This is a genomic window from Brevibacillus sp. NPDC003359, from assembly GCF_042878995.1.
Taxonomy (GTDB): Bacteria; Bacillota; Bacilli; order Brevibacillales; family Brevibacillaceae; genus Brevibacillus.
In genome coordinates this window covers 101699-120803 of record NZ_JBIAOR010000012.1, presented here as the reverse complement: position 1 = coordinate 120803, position 19105 = coordinate 101699, and the positions used below count along the sequence as shown (strand labels likewise).

Here is a 19105-nt window from a genome sequence, read left to right as displayed (position 1 = left end):
TCCCACCAAGTAGCTTAGTGAGAGCCATCCAATTTTCAGCGTTGATCTAGTCTATTGTTAAGCAGCGCTTCTGCCTCCCGATTCCTTTGGTCGGTTTCGCCACTTTTGGTCCATTGTAAAAATCGGTCGTCCAAAAGCTCTGCCAAGATCGCCCGTTTTTCCGCTTCGCTCACCGCAAGCGCGAGTACTTGTCTTCTCATGCTGCCGAGAAAAAGCGTGTAGTCCTCATATTCCGGTCCCACCCACTCTTCCAGTTGGCGGCGCATTTTCTTCGCCAGACCCGGATTGTGCCCACCCGTAGAGATAGCAATCTGCAAGTCTCCGCGTGCAACGACGGATGGAACGGTAAAAGAACAGAGGTCTGGGCGATCGACGATATTGATCCACTGATGGGGAAGACACGCTTCGTATACAGCCAGATTGACGGCGGGATCACTTGTCGACGCGATGATGAGCACCGCCTCTTTTACGTCCTGTGGGGTAAAGAGGCGCAGTGCAACTGCAAGCTTCTTCGCGTGTGCCCATTCAAGGATGGTTGCCGTACAGGAGGGACTCACAACGCTGACATCCGCACCAGCAGCAAGCAGGCTTCCGATTTTCCGCTCGGCTACCTGCCCTCCACCGACCACCAAGCAACGCTTGTGTTGTAAATGAACCATCATGGCATAGTGCGTCACCAGCGCCCCCTCCTCGTCTTTTCATTGTTACGCTTGCTCCATTGCAAGCGTAGCTTCAAACCAGTTTATTTTCTCGCGCATCTTCACGACATCACCGACCAGAATGATAGCAGGATTTGTGATGTGACTGTTCTGCGCTAAACGTTCCTCAATATCAGCCAATGTCCCCGTTACCACCGCTTGCTGTGGGAGTGTTCCCCAAGAGATGACGGCTACTGGCGTATGCGGATTGCGTCCGTGCTTGATTAATTGGGTGCGGATCAACGGCAGATTGGCTACGCCCATGTAAAAGGCTACGGTGTCGATGCCATTCGCGAGAGCATGCCATTTTTCTACAGCCAGCTCCGGCTTGTCTTCGCGCAAATGTCCCGTCACGACAGCGAATGACGAGCCGTGATCGCGGTGTGTCACCGGAATACCCGCGTACGCCGAAGCTGCAATTCCTGCTGTTACTCCCGGCACGATTTCAAAGGCAATTCCTCGCTCAGCTAGATGCTGCGCTTCTTCTCCCGCACGTCCAAACACACAAGGATCGCCGCCTTTTAGTCGAACGACGACTTTTCCTTCCAATGCCTTTTCCGCTAACAGCTCGTTGATCGATTCCTGTCTCATTGTGTGATGATCCGGCAGCTTGCCGCAGTAGATGCGCTCTGCCGTCTGTGGCGCGTATTCCAGCAGGGCTGGATTTGCCAGCCGGTCATACACAACCACCTCTGCCTTTTGCAGGCATTCCATTCCTTTTACGGTAATCAGCTTTGGATCGCCAGGGCCAGCTCCTACGAGATAGACTTTGCCCGCGCTGCTCATCGGTCACTTACTCCTGCGGATGCAAATGTCGCCATCTCACGAACCATCCGTGTCGCTGCTTCCACGATTGGAAATGCCAGTGCTGCTCCGCTTCCTTCACCCAGTCGCAATTTCAGGCTGAGCAACGGCTCTTTGCCCAATGCTTGCAGGACAAACTCATGCCCCGGCTCCTCAGAACGGTGACCCGCGATCAAGTAATCAGCAACGAGTGGTTCTATTCTAACGGCAAGCAAAGCCGCTACCGTAGCGATAAAGCCGTCCAGGAGCACAGGGACCCGACGAGAGGCTGCTCCAATGATCGCTCCAGCCATTGCTCCGATTTCCAGTCCGCCGACTTTTGCCAAAACATCCAAAGGATTGGTTGCATCTGGACGATGCAGAGCAAGCACTTCACGAACAACTGCTTTTTTACGCTGCCAGCCCGCGTCATCCAGACCTGTTCCGCGTCCAACGATTTGCTCAGGATCAGCTCCGGTTAAGGCTGACAGGATCGCACTGCTGGCTGTCGTGTTGCCAATGCCCACTTCACCAACGATCAGGACTTTGGCCCCTTCCCCGATAATCGCTTCTGCCATTTCGAGGCCTACTGCGATGGAGCTCGTCGCTTCGTCTGCGGACATCGCTGCTTCTTTCAGCATATTGCCCGAGCCTGCTCTGATTCGCTTCTTGTACACACCTGGCGCGTCTACCTCTACCGCTACGCCGACATCTACGATTTTTTGGATGGCTCCGATTTGTCTGGCGAAGACGTTGATTCCCGCTCCACCGTGCGCTAGATTCAGCACCATTTGCGCTGTCACTTCCTGTGGATAGGCAGAGACACCTTCCCGCGCTACACCGTGATCGGCTGCAAAAACAAGCACGCCCGGCGGTGTCACCACAGGCATCGTCTCACCTGTCATCCCAGCCAGCTCTATAGCCAATTGCTCCAAGCGACCAAGGCTGCCAAGCGGCTTGGTCAACTGATCCACATGCTGTCTCGTTTGCTCACTTGCTTCCTGATTTCGTGGCTCAATCGCCGGATAAATGACTGACATTACACCTGCACCTCTTTTTCTTGAAAAGCCTTCATGTACTCTTCGATCGTATCCAACTTCACATGGCGACGAACGGTATCTGCCAACAAATCATACCCCTGCTCTCGTAGAGCGACAAAGGATGGGCGATCCATGATGGGCGGGAGACCTTTTTTCTCACGGATGGTATTCAGCAACAGGGTTCGGAAGTGGTCATTGTGGAACAGGCCATGAAAATACGTGCCGATCAACTGCTGTTCCTCCTGACAATATCCCTCCGTACGCTCCTCCATCTGGATAAACGGAAAATCATTGCTCGCATAAGCGGATTGCCCCATGTGAATCTCGTAGCCTTCCACTGTCAGCTTTTCTTTTGCGAAGACAGCTTCTCCACGAGACAATACGGTTGTTTTCTTTTGCTCCATCGTCGTGATCATCGGGATGAGCCCCAGTCCATCAAGCTCTTTCAACGGAGACTCGACCCCAGCAGGATCGTGAATAGATTCTCCCAGCATTTGATAGCCGCCGCACAAGCCGACGATATACGTCTTCCCTTTATGATGAAGCTCTTTGACCGCCGCGGCAAGACCTGTCTCTCGTAAGAACTGCAAATCTTCCAGCGTATTCTTACTGCCCGGCAAGATAATTAGGTCGGGTTCACCCAGCTCTTCCACTCGAGTCACAAAGCGCATCCGGCAGTCCGGCTCCACAAAAAACGGGTCCACGTCTGTAAAATTGGAAATTCGCGGATACCGCAAAACCGCAATGTCAATCTCCCGCGGCGTCTCTCGCTGCCCTTGGTAACGGTGCAAAATCAACGAATCCTCCGCGTCGATCCACAAGTCTGGGATAAATGGAACGACACCAAGAACAGGCTTGCCCGTATATTCTTCAAACCAGTCAAGTCCCGGCTGCAATAGCGTCAGGTCTCCGCGAAAACGGTTGATGATGACACCAATCACGCGGTCCCGGTCTTCGGGCTCGAGCAGTTGGAGGGTACCGACCAAGCTGGCAAACACACCCCCGCGCTCGATGTCTGCCACTAAAACGACGGGCGCATTCGTCAAACGAGCGACCCGCATATTGACGAGCTCGCGGTCATTCAGATTGACCTCTGCCGGACTGCCAGCCCCTTCGATGACAACCCGCTCATAGGTGCTGGCGAGTCGCTGATACGCTTCCTCAATGATCCGCAAGCCCTCGTGATAAAATTCCTTACGATAGGCAAAAGCTTTCATGTTGCCATATGGCTCGCCGTTGACGACAATTTGCGATTCGGAATCTCGTGTCGGTTTGATCAAAATGGGGTTCATGTCGGTCGTCGCCAGAATTCCTGCTGCTTCCGCCTGAACACCCTGTGCCCGGCCGATTTCTTTTCCATCCAGCGTCACGTAGGAATTCAACGCCATATTTTGCGATTTGAACGGGGCTGTCTTGTAACCATCCTGGGCAAAAATCCGGCACAGCGCTGTTGCAATCGCACTTTTTCCTGCATCTGAGCTGGTACCTTGCACCATCAACGGGAGGGTTTTAGGCACGAGCGGCCACCTCCGCGCAACGGTTCAGCCAACGCTCGACCAGGTCGGGATTGGAGCCGAAATGCAAGTGGGTATAGCCTGCGACCAGATTATCCTGGGCATAGCCCTCCGGTTTCGTTCCACGCAAGCCTTTTGTTTCGTATGCTGCTGGCAAGTCCTGATCCGAAGCATACGTAGAGTAGTGGAATTCATGCCCTTTTGCCTGTTCCTCGGTGCCGATCAAAAAATTGCCTTCCTTGCCGCGCACTTCACGATAGCCGAGCGCCGCGAGTTTTTTCTGCATGGTCACCTTGCCTGGGATGAGTCCCACCATCGGATAGCTGTCGCCATCGGTCGTCACGATTGCTTCCGTCAAAAACATGTAGCCACCACACTCAGCCAAGGTTGGCAGGCCTTTTGTGATCGCGGATCGGATCGATTGTTTCACCGCTTCATTTTGCGATAGCTCTGCCGCAAATTCCTCTGGGAAGCCTCCCCCGATGTACAAGCCATCTGCGTCCTCAGGCACTCCCTCTCCGGCCAACGGAGAAAAGAATGACAGCTTCGCGCCATATGCTTCGAGCAGCTCCAAATTTTCCGGATAGTAAAAATGAAAAGCAGGGTCCTTCGCTACAGCAATGGTGACATCGGCAGATGCATTTCGCGGAGCAAAAAGCTTCGGTTCTGCCTTGATCGGCTCTGCCTTTGCCAGCTCCCAAATTTGCTCCAAATCGACTGTCTCTGCGATCAAGTCAGCCAGCTTTTCAAACAAGGGGGTCAACTCACCACGCTCGACAGATGGTACCAATCCGAGATGACGCTCTGGTATTTCAAGCTCGTTCTCCCGTTTCAGGTAGCCGACGACCGGAATCCCGCACTCCTGCTCGATCGCAGCCTTCACGATTTTGTGATGGCCTTCACTGCCGACCTTGTTCGCGATGACACCGACGATTCTCGCCTGTGGATTGAGCAATTGAAAACCTTTGACAATCGCAGCCGCACTGCGCGCCATGCTCTGACAATTGACCACAAGCAGAACTGGAGAGCCAGTCAGGATGCTGATTTCAGCCGTGCTGCCTTTATCACTGGTCGCTTCCTTGCCATCGTACATGCCCATGACACCCTCGATAATCGAGATGTCTGCACCCTCGCTGCCGCGGACAAAAATCTCTTTCACGATCTCGTGCTCCAGCATAAAGCTGTCCAGATTGCGTGAGGCTCTCCCCGTAACAGCTGTATGATACGTAGGATCGATATAGTCAGGTCCGCACTTGAAGCCCTGTACGGTATGCCCTTTTCTTTTCAGAGCAGCCATCAATCCGATGGTAACGGTGGTCTTACCCGCTCCGCTGCCTGTTCCGGCAATCACAATACGGCGGCTGTCCGTCATGCGCGCTCCTCCTCGTGATAGGGCATCAATCCGACCGAAATGGTGGCATTGCCCGACTTCTTCTTGGTCAAAACGAGTTCGCCCACGCCAGCATACAGCTTCGCCGCAGGCTCGCTCACTCCGTAAGCTCCGGTGAACTTGAAGACGGTATCAGACGGATCGCTGATCTCTACCTGATTCAACTCTTCTGGCGAATACCAGACGAACGGCCAGCCGTATTTTTCGCAAACGGCGATCAGACCCGCTTCATCTTTTTTCAGCTCGATGGTTGCCAGTGCTTTTACACTCTTGATCGAGAATTGCAACTCATCCAGTGTTTCCTTGATGACGGCCTCGATTTCCTCTGCGGAGGTTCCCCTGTTGCAGCCCATGCCCAGTACGATGACCTTCGGACGATAAAGGACGCCGTTGTCCAAAATCGATTGTTCCTCTGGTGCGAGCAAGCGATGCGAGACAACCAGAGCAGCTTGCGGCTGATCAGCCCTAGCCTCAGCAATTGTCGCGTATTCCTTGATAGACGGCGGCATCGGCGTGTCGTGCATCCACCAGTCGCGTTCACCGGATTCGTTGATGACGGCTACTCGCTCCTCATTTACGACAGAAGCACTGACAGGAGTCAGCTTTTCAGCGGAATCCCACTCCCAGCCAAAACGTCTGCCGAATAGATCGACGGGAATCGTCTTTTGTACGTCAGATGCTGTAGTGATGATCGGTCGAGCATTCATGACTGCCGCGACCTCGCGAGCCAGCTCATTCGCTCCGCCCAAATGTCCAGACAGCACGCTAATAACATTCTCTCCACGGTCATCAACGACGACAACACCCGGGTCTTTCTTTTTATCTTCGAGCAAAGGTGCGATCATCCGAATAACCGCACCTAATGAAATAATGATGATTAAACCTTTATAAGCAGGCCAGAGAGCGGGAAACAGCATCCGTACGCTGTTTGAAAACAGCTGGATGCCACGCGCTTCCTCATCTCCGCGCTCGAACTTGCTCATGTAGTACAGGTCTGTTCCAGGAAATTTTTGCGCCAAATCACGCGCCATCTCTACCCCGTGCTTTGTGATCGCGACAATGGCATAGTCTCCGCGCTGCTCGATAGGAGGGATTTCTCCTTCAATCAGTTCGATGATCTTCATTATTCCTTCACACCTTTTCTGAACCCGTGTGTAAAGGTTTTATCGTACAACTTGGAACGGTATTGCTCGCTCTTGTCGTGGATGTTCGGGTCCAATGCCCAGCCAGCCAAAATCATCGCGTGCTTGCGAATGCCGTTTTTACCCATGTCTTCGTCCAAGTTTTTCAACGTCGTGCGAACGATCAATTGATCCGGCCAGCTCGCTCGTTGTACGACTGCTACTGGCGTATCCTCGCTCCAGCCAGCTTCGATCAGCTCGCGGACTACTTTTTTCGTCAAAGTTGCACTCAAATAAAGTGCCAACGTGCAATGATGCTCAGCAAGTGCACGCAGCTTTTCTCTTTCTGGAACTGGTGTGCGGCCTTCCGCACGAGTGAGGATAATCGTCTGTGTCAGATCAGGAATCGTCAGCTCGGCTCCTACTGCTGCCGCTGCCGCAAATACAGAGCTCACACCAGGAACGATTTCGACCTCAATGCCTTTTTCCTTTAACAGTGCGATCTGCTCCATAATCGCTCCATAAATCGATGGATCGCCCGTATGCAGGCGTACCACTGTTTTTCCACTGCTAATCCGTTCTACCAACTGCTCTACCATTTCTTCCAATGCCATACCCGAGCTTTGCAGTACTTCCGCATTCGGATTGCCGAGCGCAACCAACTCCTCGTTCACGAGAGAATCGGTATACATAATGACGTCTGCCTTTTGCAGCAGCTTCAAGCCTTTTACCGTAATCAAATCAGGGTCGCCGGGACCCGCTCCTACTATGTACAGTTTCATTACTTTTTCACCACCATCAGTGTAAGATAGCTAAGCTCTGCCCGCTCCAGTTCACGCATATCGGTCCAAACCATTTCCTCAGAGGAAGTGACCTTGGTCGCTACTGCTGCCTTTTCGGCAAGACCCATTTCTTTTAGCAAGCCAATGATCATTGGCAGTACTTTTGCTACCTTCAGGAACACGACTGTATCGTGGTTTTCAATAGCTTTTCGCATGGCTTCCTTGTCTTCTGTTGCAGGGATGATTCCGATCTGCTCGTCGCCATCCGCCAGCGGCAGATTGAACCTTGACGCTGCTCCCAGAAACGAAGAGACACCTGGTACGGTCACGATTGGCACTTCCGGGTGCTCCTCATGCATGACGCGCATCATGTGGATAAACGTGCTGTAAAACATCGGATCGCCTTCCGTTACAAAAGCGACGTCCTTGCCTTCTGACAGACGCTCCCAGACGATCTCCACCGTGTTGTTCCACTCGCGCTCCAAAATTTCTTTATCCCGCGTCATCGGAAATACGAGTCCGAGCATTTCCTTGTCTGGGGACTGCACATACAGCTCGGCGATTTGATGCGCGTAGCTTTTGCTGCCCATCCGTTTTTTCGGGTACGCAATCACTGGCGATTGCTGTAATAGGCGAAATGACTTCACCGTAATCAATTCAGGGTCGCCGGGACCTACTCCCAGTCCGTACAGGGTTCCGATCTTGGTCACTTGCTGTCTCCTCCTTGTTCTTCTGCCTGCTTCGCCCAGGCCGTAATGATGTAGATCGGATTCAATGCTTCAAAGCGCGTCAGGGACAATATCGGTTTGCTGCGCGATAGCTGCGCCAGTGTCACCGATGTCTCGAAACCTTCCTGCGCGAATGCTTGTGTCGCTTCGTACAATGTCTCAATCGTCGCTGCATTCACCACAATTCGGCCATTCGGGCGCAGTCGTGTGCAGCAGATGTTCAACAGCTCGCGCAATTCTCCGCCACTGCCGCCGATAAATACGGCATCCGGGTCCGGGAACTCATCCAAGCCATGTGGGGCACGCGCGTTAATCACTGTCAAATCCGTGCGAAACTTCGCCATGTTCTGGCGGCAGTTTTCCAAATCGTCCGCGTTCTTCTCAACACCGTACACTTCACCCTCACGTGCGATCCGTGCCGCTTCAATCGCAACAGAGCCTGTGCAGGTGCCGATGTCCCAGATGGTGCTTTTGGCATGCAATTGCAGTTGTGCAATGCTTAAAATGCGCACTTCTTTTTTCGTAATGAGTCCCTTGTCCGGCTTGCGCTGGGAGAACTCCTCGTCAGCGATTCCAAACGGCCATACCGGGCTTGGACGGCGTTTTTTCAAAATCACGACATTCAGATCAGAGAAGACACCATCTGCCATTTCCTCAAGGGAATACCAGCCTGTCCGCTCTTCGTCACTACCGAGATTCTCCGCCACGAACGCATCGTACTCGGCCATCTGGAACGAAAGGAGATAGCGGGCAATCGCTGCTGGCGAGTTTTCTCGATCCGTCAGCAGTGCGACCTTTTCCTTCCCGTCGATCCGCTGTGCCAGGCCTTTGATGCTGCGTCCGTGCACACTCGCAAGTGTCGCATCCTGCCATGCTTCTCCCATTTTGGCAAAAGCGAGCTGGATGGAGCTAAGGTGCGGGTAAATCTCTACGTTCAGCTTTTTGGAAAGCAAGCTGCCAATTCCGTAAAAGAGCGGGTCGCCTGACGCCAGAATGACAGTCTTACGCGTCTCCGTACGCAACTCCTCTACCATCGCGGTCAGTCCGCCTTTCAGCACACGCTTTTCCCCAGTATACTCCGGGAAAAAACTGAGATGCCGCTCCCCTCCAACCAAAAGTTCACTTTCTTCTATCCAAGTCCGGTACAACGGCAGCAGGCTCTGCTGTCCATCATCCCCGATTCCAATTACTTTCATCGCCTGTGTCATTGATCGTCACCCTTCCCAACAGGGACCCTTTCATTGTGATGATGATGGTTTCGACCTCGATGCCGCCGCTCACTTCCTTTAGAGCAGCGCGACAGCAGTTTTCGCACATGATCTCGAAAAAGGCTGGCATATCCACCATCATATCGCCTACCTGCGAAGCGGTGTTGGCTCCCAGTATTTCATCGATTCTTTCTTGGCTGGACCCCGCATCCGCTGCCATCTGTGCAAGGAATCCGAAGTCAACCGGGGCACTTTTGGAATGAACCATCATGACGCCCTGTGCTACCTTGGAAAACTTGCCCATCATTCCGACCAAGGTCACTTTGCGCATGCCCTTGTTCTTGCACTGCTTGAGGGAAAATCCGACGAAATCGCCCATTTCAACGAATGCTTCTTCCGATAGCTCCGGGTAAGTAGCGATTCCATAGGATTCACTCTTTCCACCCGTCGACAGCACAATATGATCGCAGCCGGCTTCCTTGGCGACGTTGACCGCTTGCGCCACGCTCGCTTTGTAGGCAGAAGTGGAAAACGGCACCACGATTCCGCGCGTCCCCAAAATGGAGATGCCGCCGAGTATGCCGAGTCGTCCATTCAATGTTTTTTTGGCGATTTCCTCGCCCGCAGGCACGGAGATGACGATTTTGATCCCGCGCTGGGTCCCGTACTCTTCCAGAACAGCCTGCGCGGTTTCCCTGATCATTTTGCGCGGGACGGGATTGATTGCTGCCTCGCCAATCGAAACGGGCAACCCTGGCTTGGTCACCCGTCCCACACCGAGTCCGCCATCCAAAATAATGCCGGGCTCATCCGACCATTCCACGGTAGAGAGGATAAGGGCACCGTGTGTCGCGTCCGGGTCGTCTCCCCCATCCTTGATCGTGCCTGCTATCGCCCTCTCCAATGAAAATTCACAGCTCTCCATCTGAAAGGTGACGTCCTCGCCGATTGGCAGGCGAATCGTCGCTTGGCTTTGGTCTTCCTGAGTAATCAGCGCGATCAAAGCAGCCTTGGTCGTCGCCGTTGCGCATGATCCAGTCGTATATCCGTGGCGGAGGGGTTTTGCCTCTTTTTCGTCCGTTGCTGCTTTGGCTGCCATCTGCTTAGCCCAACCGTTCCGCCATGATCGAAATGGCATTCAATGCTGCTACCGTTACTGGGCTTCCGCCTTTGCGTCCCATGTTCGTGATGAATGGGATATCGAGCTTCGCCAGCTCTTCCTTGGATTCTGCCGCAGATACGAAGCCAACTGGCATCCCGATCACGAGACCTGGCTTCGCTTCGCCTTCCTTTACCATACGGATCAGCTCCAGGAGTGCTGTCGGTGCGTTTCCGATGCAAAAGATACCGCCATCCGCTTCTTTGATCGCTTTGCGCATGGAAATAATTGCGCGGGTTGTATTCAGGCGCTTTGCCTCTTCCATGACATCGCGGTCAGAGATGTACACCTTTACTTCTCCGCCGAATTTTTCAATGCGGTTTTTGCTGATGCCGACTTGCACCATTTGTACGTCTGCTACGACGATTTTGCCACTGCGGATTGCCTCGATCCCCGATTTTACTGCGTCCGGGTGGAAAACAAGGCTACGTCCGAGGTCAAAGTCTGCGGATGCGTGGATGACACGTTGCACAACTGGGTACTGTTCTTCTGTAAAAGAATGCTCGCCCAGCTCATCTGTAATGATTTGAAAGCTCAATTCCTCAATCTCTTGCGGTTGTACGGTCATCGGTTTAAATTCCGTTTTGAAATCCATGGTTAGTTTCCTCCAGTCACTTGTTTGAGTTGGTCCAATACACTTGGGAAATCCGAAAACTTGGTTCCGTAATCGATCTTTGGACGACCGATAACGATTGTTTCGATGCCCATTTCCAGTGCCGCTTCCACCTTTTCGTCAAAAGCGCCTACCTTGCCGCTCTCTTTGGTGATCATCAGCGTGACACCATAATGATCGTAGAGCGCTTTGTTCAGCTCCTTGGAAAATGGACCTTGCATCGCGACGATGTTTTTTTGCTCAACGCCGAGCTCTTCGCATTTTTGCATATTGTCAAGGCGCGGCAACATCCGTGCTACCACCGTCGTATCCGGCAGGCCAAGCAGACGATCCGTGAACGTTTTCAGAGTCTTGCTGCCTGTCGTCAGCATGATGACGCCGCGCTTGTCTGCCGCCAGCTCAGCCGCTTGTACATAATCCTCCACTACAATCAGCTTCTCGCTGCCTGGTGAAGAGAGACTTTCCCGCTCGTAGCGAATGTATGGGACGTCAGCGCCTTGCGCTCCTGCCATGGCGTTTTTGGAGGCTTCCTCTGCGAAAGGATGACTCGCGTCGACCACACATTGCACGGCTCTCTCTAGGATCAGCTGCTGAATATCTTCGGCGGTCAGGCGTCCGACCTGAACGGGTACGCCCGCTTCTTCCATGCTTTTCGCTGCATTGTCAGTGACGACCGTCGTCAACAGCTCGTAGCCCTTGTCCTTGATTAGCAAAGCCAACTCGCGCGCGTCGCTCGTTCCAGCCAGTATCAGAATCATGCTGCGTCCCTCCTACTTGGTAGCGTGGTCGTGCTTGTGATCATGCTTGTGGTCATGATCGTGGTCGTGATCGTGATCGTGGTGATGATGGTGACCATGGTGGTGGTGATGTCCATGCTCATCATCGTGGTGGTGATGGTGATGATCGATGTGCTCCATCGCTGCCAGCCTGTACTGACAGGTATCACAGTTCAGCTTCACTTCACCGTGCAACGCTTCCACCACACGATCCTTGAGCACTTCTTTCAACAACGGATGGAAACCAAAATACTCGGCCATTTCGAACTGGGCTTCTGGATATTGCTCGCGGAACTTCTCGAGCTGGTCGCTCATCCGTTTGATCAACACACCCGTGAACAGGAAGTATGGCAAGAGAACGATGCGCTTCGCACCCAGCTTCAGGCAACGCTCAACGCCCTCGTCGTACAGTGGATACGTCACGCCCATGAAGGCAGTCTCTACCCACTTGGCTTTGTAGCGCTCCCAGAACAGTCGGGACATTTTGTAAATATCGCTATTGGCATCTGCATCGCTGCTGCCGCGTCCGATTACGAGTACAGCCAGGTCATCATGGTCTTCCCCGGAGGCAAAGCCTGCCTTTTCCATGCGAGCGGTCAAAATATTGATGACTTCGTCGTGAATGCCGATCGGGCGCCCGTAGATGAACTGAACGTGTGGGTGCAGCTCCTTCGCCTCGTCGATGGCAGCTGGAATATGAATTTTCGCATGACCGGCAGAGAACAGGATGATTGGAATGACTGCCACGCGGGTCGCCCCACGTGCTACACAAGTATTCAAGCCTTGCAGCATGTCAGGACGGGCAAACTCCAGAAAGCATGTCTCGATGATCGGTACATCCAAATCCGGTGTAAGTGTCGCTACAAACTGGCGAATCTCTTCATTGCCTTCCGGGTCCTTGCTTCCATGACCTACAAATAATACTGCGTCCATTTTATATCCCCCTCGTTTTTATTCGTTTACTCACGCACATTAATCGCCGCATGCAGCGTTCTCGATTTCAGCTTTTGCTGGCTCGTACCATGCGTAGCCTTCCAACTCACCCACACGTTGGAAAAACTTGTGGAAACGCTCGTTCGGAAATGCTTCTTTTTTGAATCGGTTCACGATTCGTTCCACTAGTGGAACAATCTCTTCTTTTTCGATACCTTCTGCTACCGGAATACCAGAATGTGCATTACGCCCCACCGTTTTTGCTCCTAAGAATAAATCGAACTTTCCTTTGCGGAATACGATCCCAATATCCTCTTGAACCGCGCCATAGCACGCCATTCCGCAGCCGTTGAAGCCGATCTTCAGTTCCTTCGGCATATCTTTTCCACCCAGCTTTTGGTGCAGCTCATCTGCATAAGGAATGCTGTCCTTTTTCTCGCCGTCGCAGAAATCACACGCTTTTACCTGCAAAACGTCTCCGATCGGGCTGAGAATTAATCCTAGCTCCCGCAAGCGGCTCGTGATGCTGTCAGGGTTGGCAGTCGGCACACGCAAAATCATTTGATGGTGGGGGGTGTATTCAATCTCGCCTTTTTCGCCAGCCACTTCGGCAATCGTCATCATTTGCTGCGGCGTGATTTTTTTGTTGGCAACACCCGGACTTACTGCGCATTCGAAAATCATCTCAGGCGTAAAGGAAGATACCGGACGATGGACCTGCCCTGTAACTGGCTTGGTCTCAATGCCTTTCGCCGCATTGATGGCATTCAAAGCATCCATCGCCCATGCGAAAGGAGCTTTTGGTGCCTCTGCTTCTATAACAGGCGGGGCCTCCAGTACAGCCGTGCTTGTCGCTGCGCTACCTACTGGTTCGGTAGCAGTCGCCCTATCCTCGGTCACTACGATAGGTCTTTCTGTTTTAGGCGTAGCTGGTGCTGCTGGTGCTGCCGGAGCCGACGACACGCTCTCCTCAGATGCTTCCAGCGACCAAGGCTCGTTTTCCACACGCAGACGCTGATGCGGCTTCAATGGCTGCTCATCAGCAGACAGCGTGTATTTGCGCTGGTAGCCGCGTGGCGTAATCATTTTGCCATCGTATACAAACGTCGATGTATTTCCGATAATCACGGTGGTCAACATGCCGATATCATGCTCCAGCATTTGCGCCAGGGTCGTCACGACAACCGTTTCGCGCTCGCGATAAGCACTTTTCACGATACCGACTGGCGTATCAGGTGAGCGGTACTGCAAAAGAATGCGTTGCGCTTCCACGATCTGACGTGTGCGTCGCCCGCTGCGCGGGTTGTACAACGCGATAACAAAGTCTGCCATCCCTGCTGCGTCAATCCGTTTGGCGATCAATTCCCACGGCGTCAAGTGGTCGCTCAAACTGATCGTACATGCATCGTGCATGATAGGAGCGCCGAGGATCGCCCCACAAGAATTGATCGCCGAGATGCCTGGTACGATTTCGATGGGTACGCCGGTTGCTTCTGTCCAGCCTTTTTCCACCAACACTTCGTATACGAGACCTGCCATCCCGTAAACACCTGAGTCTCCACTGGAAATGACCGCTACCTTTTTGCCTTCCTCTTCCGCCTGACGCACTGCTTCCCGTGCACGCGTCACTTCTTCCGTCATCCCTGTGCTGACGATTTCTTGATGCGTCAAAAGTCCGCGGATCAAATCTACGTAGGTGGAATAGCCGATAATGACATCCGACTCCTGCAAAGCTTCCCGCGCCCGCTTGGTGATATGCTCAAAACTTCCTGGACCAAACCCGATCACAAACAACTTGCCGCTCATAAGGCCCCTCCCCTTTTTGCTTACCTGTTTATAATAAAATCGATATCATCATGCTAACGAGCAGACATAAGAGCGAAACGAGATACATCAAACGAATCGTCGCGACAATATCTCTTGCCTGCAAGGGTCGCTTCGCATCTCCCATTTTTGCCCGATTCGATGCAACACCTTGGTAATAATTCAGTCCCCCGAGCTGCACACCTAATGCGCCAGCGACTCCCGCTTCCGGCAAACCGCTATTTGGACTCGGATGCAAGTGCGCATCTCTTCTGATCATTGCCCAGCACTGCTTCCAATCCAATCGCTGCAGCCAGCTCGCGGCAACGAGCAACAAAGCTGTCAGACGGGCGGGTATGTAGTTTAGTACATCGTCAAAGCGGGCGGATGCCCAGCCGAGATTCATATACTTCTCATTTTTATAGCCAACCATGGAGTCGAGGGTGTTTGCGGCACGATACGCCATTGCCAACGGTGCTCCCCCAATCGCTGCGTAAATCAGCGGAGAGACGATCGCATCGACGATGTTTTCCGCCACGGTTTCCACCGCTCCCCGACACACTTCCGGTTCATCTAGCCGCTCAGTATCGCGTCCGACTACCATGGACAAGGAGCGTCTCGCCGCCTCCATATCCCCAGCCACAAGATGACGGGCAATCTCCATCCCGGCATCCGCCAAGCCTTTTGTCGCGATCGTCGTGGAAATCAACCAGGCACCCAAGATCCAGCCAAGCAACGGATGGATGAACACGGCTCCCCACAGAAGCAGCCAAACAACAGCGTAGCTGCCACCAACGATCACGAGCGGGAACAGGATTCCTGCCAGCTTCAAATGCGACTCTTTTTTGACAACGGAACGAATGACCCGCTCCAATCGCGTAATCCACCAGCCCATGATGATCACTGGATGCGGCAAGCTCCGGGGGTCTCCCACCACTCGATCAATCAAGTAGGCTGCGCATAATATCCATACTTCTGTCATGTTGTCCCTCTCTTACTCTTCAGGGGTTGTCGCACCCAACTCCGCCCTTCCGCATCCAAGCATTCTGCCACCAGAACCTCCCCATGCGCTACGCCATCGACCTGCCAATATCGGTCAGGCTTGTTTTCGAGCCATGCGGCCAGGAACCAGCGGATCACGCCCCCATGTGTGACAATGACGACTGTATCGGATGCCTCTTCCTTGCTCGCTCTCTCCAACAAGGAATGAAGCCAACTATCCACACGCATCCCCAGCTCTTCCAGACTCTCCCCTTGTGGAGGTCGATTTCGGATGGGATCGTCGTACCACCTCGTGGCTCGAGCAGGGTCCGTCTGCATCAGCTCGTCGTAGGTCATCAGCTCCCACTCGCCAAAAGACAGCTCTCGCAACGCAGGGACCGGAATAACCGATAGCCCCCAAGTGGCTGCGAGCGGTTCGGCAGTCTGGATGCACCTGAGCAGGTCGCTTGCGTAGATCGCAGCAGGTCGCCCGATGAGCACAGGTAATTCCTTTGCCAACTCACTCGCTTGCAAATACCCTTGTTCATTCAAAGGAACGTCGCTATGCCCCAAATATCGATGCTCACGATTGCTGTCTGTCTCCCCGTGGCGTATCCAAACCAGTTTCATAACCACCAGCTCCCGACTAACACCAACAGAACGACCGCTTCACTGCTTTCGATAACAGCCCCGTAGCAGTCTCCATTTAAACCGCCCAGCTTTTTGGCAACCGAGCGTGAAAACAGTAGAGCGAACACCAGCGACAGGAAAATGGCTGTAATGACCTGCACTCCCCCAAGATACCAACCTGCGGCAAACAAGACGATGTAGCTCACGATGATAGAGGAAACGGAAAGCCCAGCACTGATGCCATTTCCGATCCCTTTGTCCGCCGAAAGATACGACCAGAGCTTGATCGACAAAAGCACATGTGTCCGCGCTGCTACTGGTGCTACGATCAAAAAGCTGCCCCATCCCGGATGCGCCAGCTCAGCGACTGCCCCCGCCTTGATTAGCAACAGCATAATCGCAGCAAGAACGCCCATCGCACCTACGCGACTATCCTTCATGATCTCGAGTATCCGCTCTCTTGGTCTGGCGCTGCCAAGTCCATCCGCTAGATCCATCCAACCATCCAGATGCAGACCACCTGTCACATAAACCCATGCGACCAACGTCAAAACAGCGGCGAGCCAAGGACTAAATAGCAACAATCCCGCCTGATAAACACCCCATAGCAATAAACCTATGACCAAGCCGACTGCGGGATACCAGTTGACGCTTTTTCTCCATGCTTCCTCTGAAGGACGCAGACACGGAACCGGAATACGGGTAAAAAACGAGATCGCGTGTAAAAATGCATTCATCCTTTGATCCTCCACGGTATCCCCGACAAAACTGCGTAGACGGCGTCCGCTTGTCGCGCACTTCTCTGATTGACATCGCCCAGCACATCCGCGAACCATCTGCCCAAACGACTCAAGGCTACACCGCCCAATCCGACCTCGCTAGTGACGGCAATTACTTTTTGCGGGGAATTCTGCACGAGGAACAGCCATGCCTCTGCTTCCTGCAACAGGGATTGCGTGTGTGATGCACTTCTCCATTCCGACTCATCCACGCTCATCAACCGATTACTCACCCAGGTGGACAGACAATCGATCAACACCACATCATATTGCTCACTGAATGCGTGGTAATCGGTCAATCGCTCTCCTACCTCCACACAGCCCCATTCCAGCGGACGACGTGCCTGATGCAGCTCAATTCTCTGCTTCATTTCATCATCCCAAGCCTGGCCTGTCGCCACGTACAGGACTCGACTGCCCAACGTCATCGCAAGCTCTTCCGCGTAGCGGCTTTTTCCTGAACGGACACCACCTGTTACCAGCACCAAGCTCATCGCTGTTCACTTCCTTCCGCATGGACCTCGCGGAGCGCTGCCAGAAGTCGTTCATTTTCCTCTCGTCCACGCACTGCAATTCTCACATCATGCGCCGTCAAACCTGGATACATCGCGCAATTGCGGATCAGAACGCCTTTATTGCCGAGCCGTGCCTGCAACTGTTCTGCTGGCAATCCTTCCGGCGAACGCAGCAACAAAAAGTTCGCCTCACCCGGCCATACCTGCCAGCCCAACTCACTGCGGATGCAATCGTTCAAATACGCACGTTCTGCTTTTATGAGCCTGCGCGTTTGTTCCTCGTATGCCCGCTCTTGCAAGCACAGTTCTCCAGCCAAAAGGGCCAGTGCATTCACGCTCCAGCTCACTTGCTTCTGGCGCATCTTCGCAATGACATCCGGATGCGCAATCGCATAGCCCAGGCGCAATCCCGGGATCGCGTACATTTTCGTCATCGAACGCATCAAAATCACCCGGGGAAAGCGCTCCAGCTGCATCATCAATGTATACTGACGCTCCTCTTCCACAAAATCGAGGAAAGCCTCATCCACGATGAGCCACGTATTGGTCTCTTTCGTCCATTCCGCCATTTGGTGTAGCTCATCCGGTTGATACAGGATTCCCGTCGGATTGTTTGGCGACCCGACAAATACGAGGTCAGATTGCGCAAAAAGAGTGTGCAGCTCTGTAGGATCGGGCTTGTACCCGTTCGCTTCCTTCCCGAAGCAGCCAATGACACGAGCACCATACTGCTCGGAAAGTTGCGCGTATTCCGAAAAGCATGGATAAACCACACCGACTGTTTTCGGCGAAAGACCGAGAATGGCCAGGGCCATGGCCTCCGCTGCACCATTGGCAGGCAACAACCATTCCTCCGACACTTGCAGCCGTTTCGCCAGCGCACGACGAAACACACGATGTCCAGGGTCTGGGTAATGCGCTACAGCAGCCAGCGAAGCCAGCAGCATCTCACGAACGTTTGCTGGCATCCCCAGCGGATTAATATTGGCACTGTAATCCAGAAACTGGCCAGGATCTCTCCCGAAGCGCTGCGCTGCTGTCCATACATCTCCGCCATGACCGTACGTTTCGATTACACCTGCGCTTGTCAAAACTCTACCCCCAGCACAGCCGGAATCCCTTCATCGTAGTAATGCTTGATTGGCTTCATTTCTGTCACCAGATCGGCTATGTCCAAAATCTCCTGCTTCGCGCTTCGCCCCGTAATGACGAGATGGATATGACTTGGCCTATTTTGAATCGCTTCCAATACATCGGACAACGGCAACACATCATCAATCGGGAAGCGGTCAATCGCCAATGCATTATTCAGCTCATCCAGAATGACGACGTCGTACTCTCCGGAAGCGAGCTTTTCGCTCGCAAACGCCCACGCTTCTTTCAGTGCCTGGCGATGCTCCTCCGGTGTCTTCGTCCAGGTGAAGCCGATGCCCTTTTGCACAATCTCGATGCCCAATTTATCAAAAATAATCTTTTCTCCGTACGTACGCTCCGGCGACTTGATGAATTGAACCATCAGCACCTTTTTCCCGCGCCCTGTCGCCCGCACAGCCAACCCGACTGCTGCCGTTGTTTTTCCTTTGCCGTCTCCTGTGTAAACAAGAAGTAAGCCCCGCTTCTTATCGTTTTTCTCCATCGTTACCACCTCAAAA

Annotated in this window: 20 protein-coding genes; all 20 read right to left on the bottom strand. The window is 53.3% G+C overall.

Features of this window, described 5'->3' with window-relative positions; genetic code table 11:
* Positions 1-35: 35 nt before the first annotated feature.
* The 20 genes from ACFYU8_RS23620 to cobO are packed head-to-tail and all read right to left on the bottom strand — an operon-like array spanning position 36 to position 19089.
* The gene (locus ACFYU8_RS23620; RefSeq protein WP_390304376.1) at positions 36-677 is read right to left on the bottom strand and encodes a precorrin-2 dehydrogenase/sirohydrochlorin ferrochelatase family protein; all 642 of its coding nucleotides are present in this window, start codon (positions 675-677) and stop codon (positions 36-38) included.
* 27 nt (positions 678-704) lie between these two features.
* On the bottom strand, positions 705-1484 hold the full coding sequence (gene cobA, locus ACFYU8_RS23615) for a uroporphyrinogen-III C-methyltransferase (protein WP_390304374.1): 780 nt from the start codon (positions 1482-1484) through the stop codon (positions 705-707).
* Positions 1481-2521 (bottom strand): nicotinate-nucleotide--dimethylbenzimidazole phosphoribosyltransferase, encoded by a 1041-nt coding sequence (gene cobT, locus ACFYU8_RS23610; RefSeq protein ID WP_390304372.1) that lies wholly within the window; start codon positions 2519-2521, stop codon positions 1481-1483. The genes cobA and cobT overlap by 4 nt, the downstream gene beginning before the upstream one ends.
* Entirely contained in the window at positions 2521-4038 is a 1518-nt protein-coding gene (locus ACFYU8_RS23605) for a cobyric acid synthase (protein WP_390304370.1), read from the bottom strand. Before ACFYU8_RS23605 ends, cobT begins: the two co-directional genes overlap by 1 nt.
* Positions 4031-5407, bottom strand: a complete 1377-nt coding sequence (locus ACFYU8_RS23600) for a cobyrinic acid a,c-diamide synthase CobB (RefSeq protein WP_390304368.1) — start codon at positions 5405-5407, stop codon at positions 4031-4033. The genes ACFYU8_RS23605 and ACFYU8_RS23600 overlap by 8 nt, the downstream gene beginning before the upstream one ends.
* On the bottom strand, positions 5404-6549 hold the full coding sequence (locus ACFYU8_RS23595) for a cobalt-precorrin 5A hydrolase (RefSeq protein WP_390304366.1): 1146 nt from the start codon (positions 6547-6549) through the stop codon (positions 5404-5406). Before ACFYU8_RS23595 ends, ACFYU8_RS23600 begins: the two co-directional genes overlap by 4 nt.
* Positions 6549-7328 carry a precorrin-4 C(11)-methyltransferase gene (gene cobM, locus ACFYU8_RS23590; protein WP_197241720.1) on the bottom strand — a complete coding sequence of 260 codons (780 nt, stop codon included), beginning with the start codon at positions 7326-7328 and terminating at the stop codon, positions 6549-6551. The genes ACFYU8_RS23595 and cobM overlap by 1 nt, the downstream gene beginning before the upstream one ends.
* Positions 7328-8038 carry a precorrin-2 C(20)-methyltransferase gene (gene cobI, locus ACFYU8_RS23585; protein ID WP_106842036.1) on the bottom strand — a complete coding sequence of 237 codons (711 nt, stop codon included), beginning with the start codon at positions 8036-8038 and terminating at the stop codon, positions 7328-7330. Before cobI ends, cobM begins: the two co-directional genes overlap by 1 nt.
* Positions 8035-9264 (bottom strand): precorrin-6y C5,15-methyltransferase (decarboxylating) subunit CbiE, encoded by a 1230-nt coding sequence (gene cbiE, locus ACFYU8_RS23580; RefSeq protein WP_390304363.1) that lies wholly within the window; start codon positions 9262-9264, stop codon positions 8035-8037. Before cbiE ends, cobI begins: the two co-directional genes overlap by 4 nt.
* A complete protein-coding gene (locus ACFYU8_RS23575) occupies positions 9227-10363 on the bottom strand; it encodes a cobalt-precorrin-5B (C(1))-methyltransferase (RefSeq protein ID WP_390304494.1) in 1137 nt (378 codons plus the stop codon). Before ACFYU8_RS23575 ends, cbiE begins: the two co-directional genes overlap by 38 nt.
* Positions 10364-10367: 4 nt before the next feature.
* The gene (locus ACFYU8_RS23570; RefSeq protein ID WP_007715906.1) at positions 10368-11018 is read right to left on the bottom strand and encodes a precorrin-8X methylmutase; all 651 of its coding nucleotides are present in this window, start codon (positions 11016-11018) and stop codon (positions 10368-10370) included.
* 2 nt (positions 11019-11020) lie between these two features.
* Entirely contained in the window at positions 11021-11794 is a 774-nt protein-coding gene (gene cobK / locus ACFYU8_RS23565) for a precorrin-6A reductase (protein ID WP_390304359.1), read from the bottom strand.
* Positions 11795-11806: 12 nt separating this feature from the next.
* A complete protein-coding gene (locus tag ACFYU8_RS23560; RefSeq protein ID WP_390304357.1) occupies positions 11807-12745 on the bottom strand; it encodes a sirohydrochlorin chelatase in 939 nt (312 codons plus the stop codon).
* Between the two features lie 39 nt (positions 12746-12784).
* Positions 12785-14551 carry a precorrin-3B C(17)-methyltransferase gene (gene cobJ / locus ACFYU8_RS23555; RefSeq protein ID WP_390304355.1) on the bottom strand — a complete coding sequence of 589 codons (1767 nt, stop codon included), beginning with the start codon at positions 14549-14551 and terminating at the stop codon, positions 12785-12787.
* A 28-nt stretch (positions 14552-14579) separates the two neighbouring features.
* A complete protein-coding gene (cbiB, locus tag ACFYU8_RS23550; protein WP_390304353.1) occupies positions 14580-15530 on the bottom strand; it encodes an adenosylcobinamide-phosphate synthase CbiB in 951 nt (316 codons plus the stop codon).
* The gene (locus ACFYU8_RS23545) at positions 15527-16159 is read right to left on the bottom strand and encodes a histidine phosphatase family protein (RefSeq protein WP_390304351.1); all 633 of its coding nucleotides are present in this window, start codon (positions 16157-16159) and stop codon (positions 15527-15529) included. Before ACFYU8_RS23545 ends, cbiB begins: the two co-directional genes overlap by 4 nt.
* A complete protein-coding gene (gene cobS, locus ACFYU8_RS23540) occupies positions 16156-16896 on the bottom strand; it encodes an adenosylcobinamide-GDP ribazoletransferase (protein ID WP_390304349.1) in 741 nt (246 codons plus the stop codon). The genes ACFYU8_RS23545 and cobS overlap by 4 nt, the downstream gene beginning before the upstream one ends.
* The gene (cobU, locus tag ACFYU8_RS23535; RefSeq protein WP_390304347.1) at positions 16893-17432 is read right to left on the bottom strand and encodes a bifunctional adenosylcobinamide kinase/adenosylcobinamide-phosphate guanylyltransferase; all 540 of its coding nucleotides are present in this window, start codon (positions 17430-17432) and stop codon (positions 16893-16895) included. Before cobU ends, cobS begins: the two co-directional genes overlap by 4 nt.
* Positions 17429-18544 (bottom strand): threonine-phosphate decarboxylase CobD, encoded by a 1116-nt coding sequence (gene cobD, locus ACFYU8_RS23530; RefSeq protein ID WP_390304345.1) that lies wholly within the window; start codon positions 18542-18544, stop codon positions 17429-17431. The genes cobU and cobD overlap by 4 nt, the downstream gene beginning before the upstream one ends.
* Positions 18541-19089: a cob(I)yrinic acid a,c-diamide adenosyltransferase gene (gene cobO / locus ACFYU8_RS23525; protein ID WP_390304343.1), complete on the bottom strand. Its 549-nt coding sequence runs from the start codon at positions 19087-19089 to the stop codon at positions 18541-18543. The genes cobD and cobO overlap by 4 nt, the downstream gene beginning before the upstream one ends.
* Positions 19090-19105: the final 16 nt, after the last annotated feature.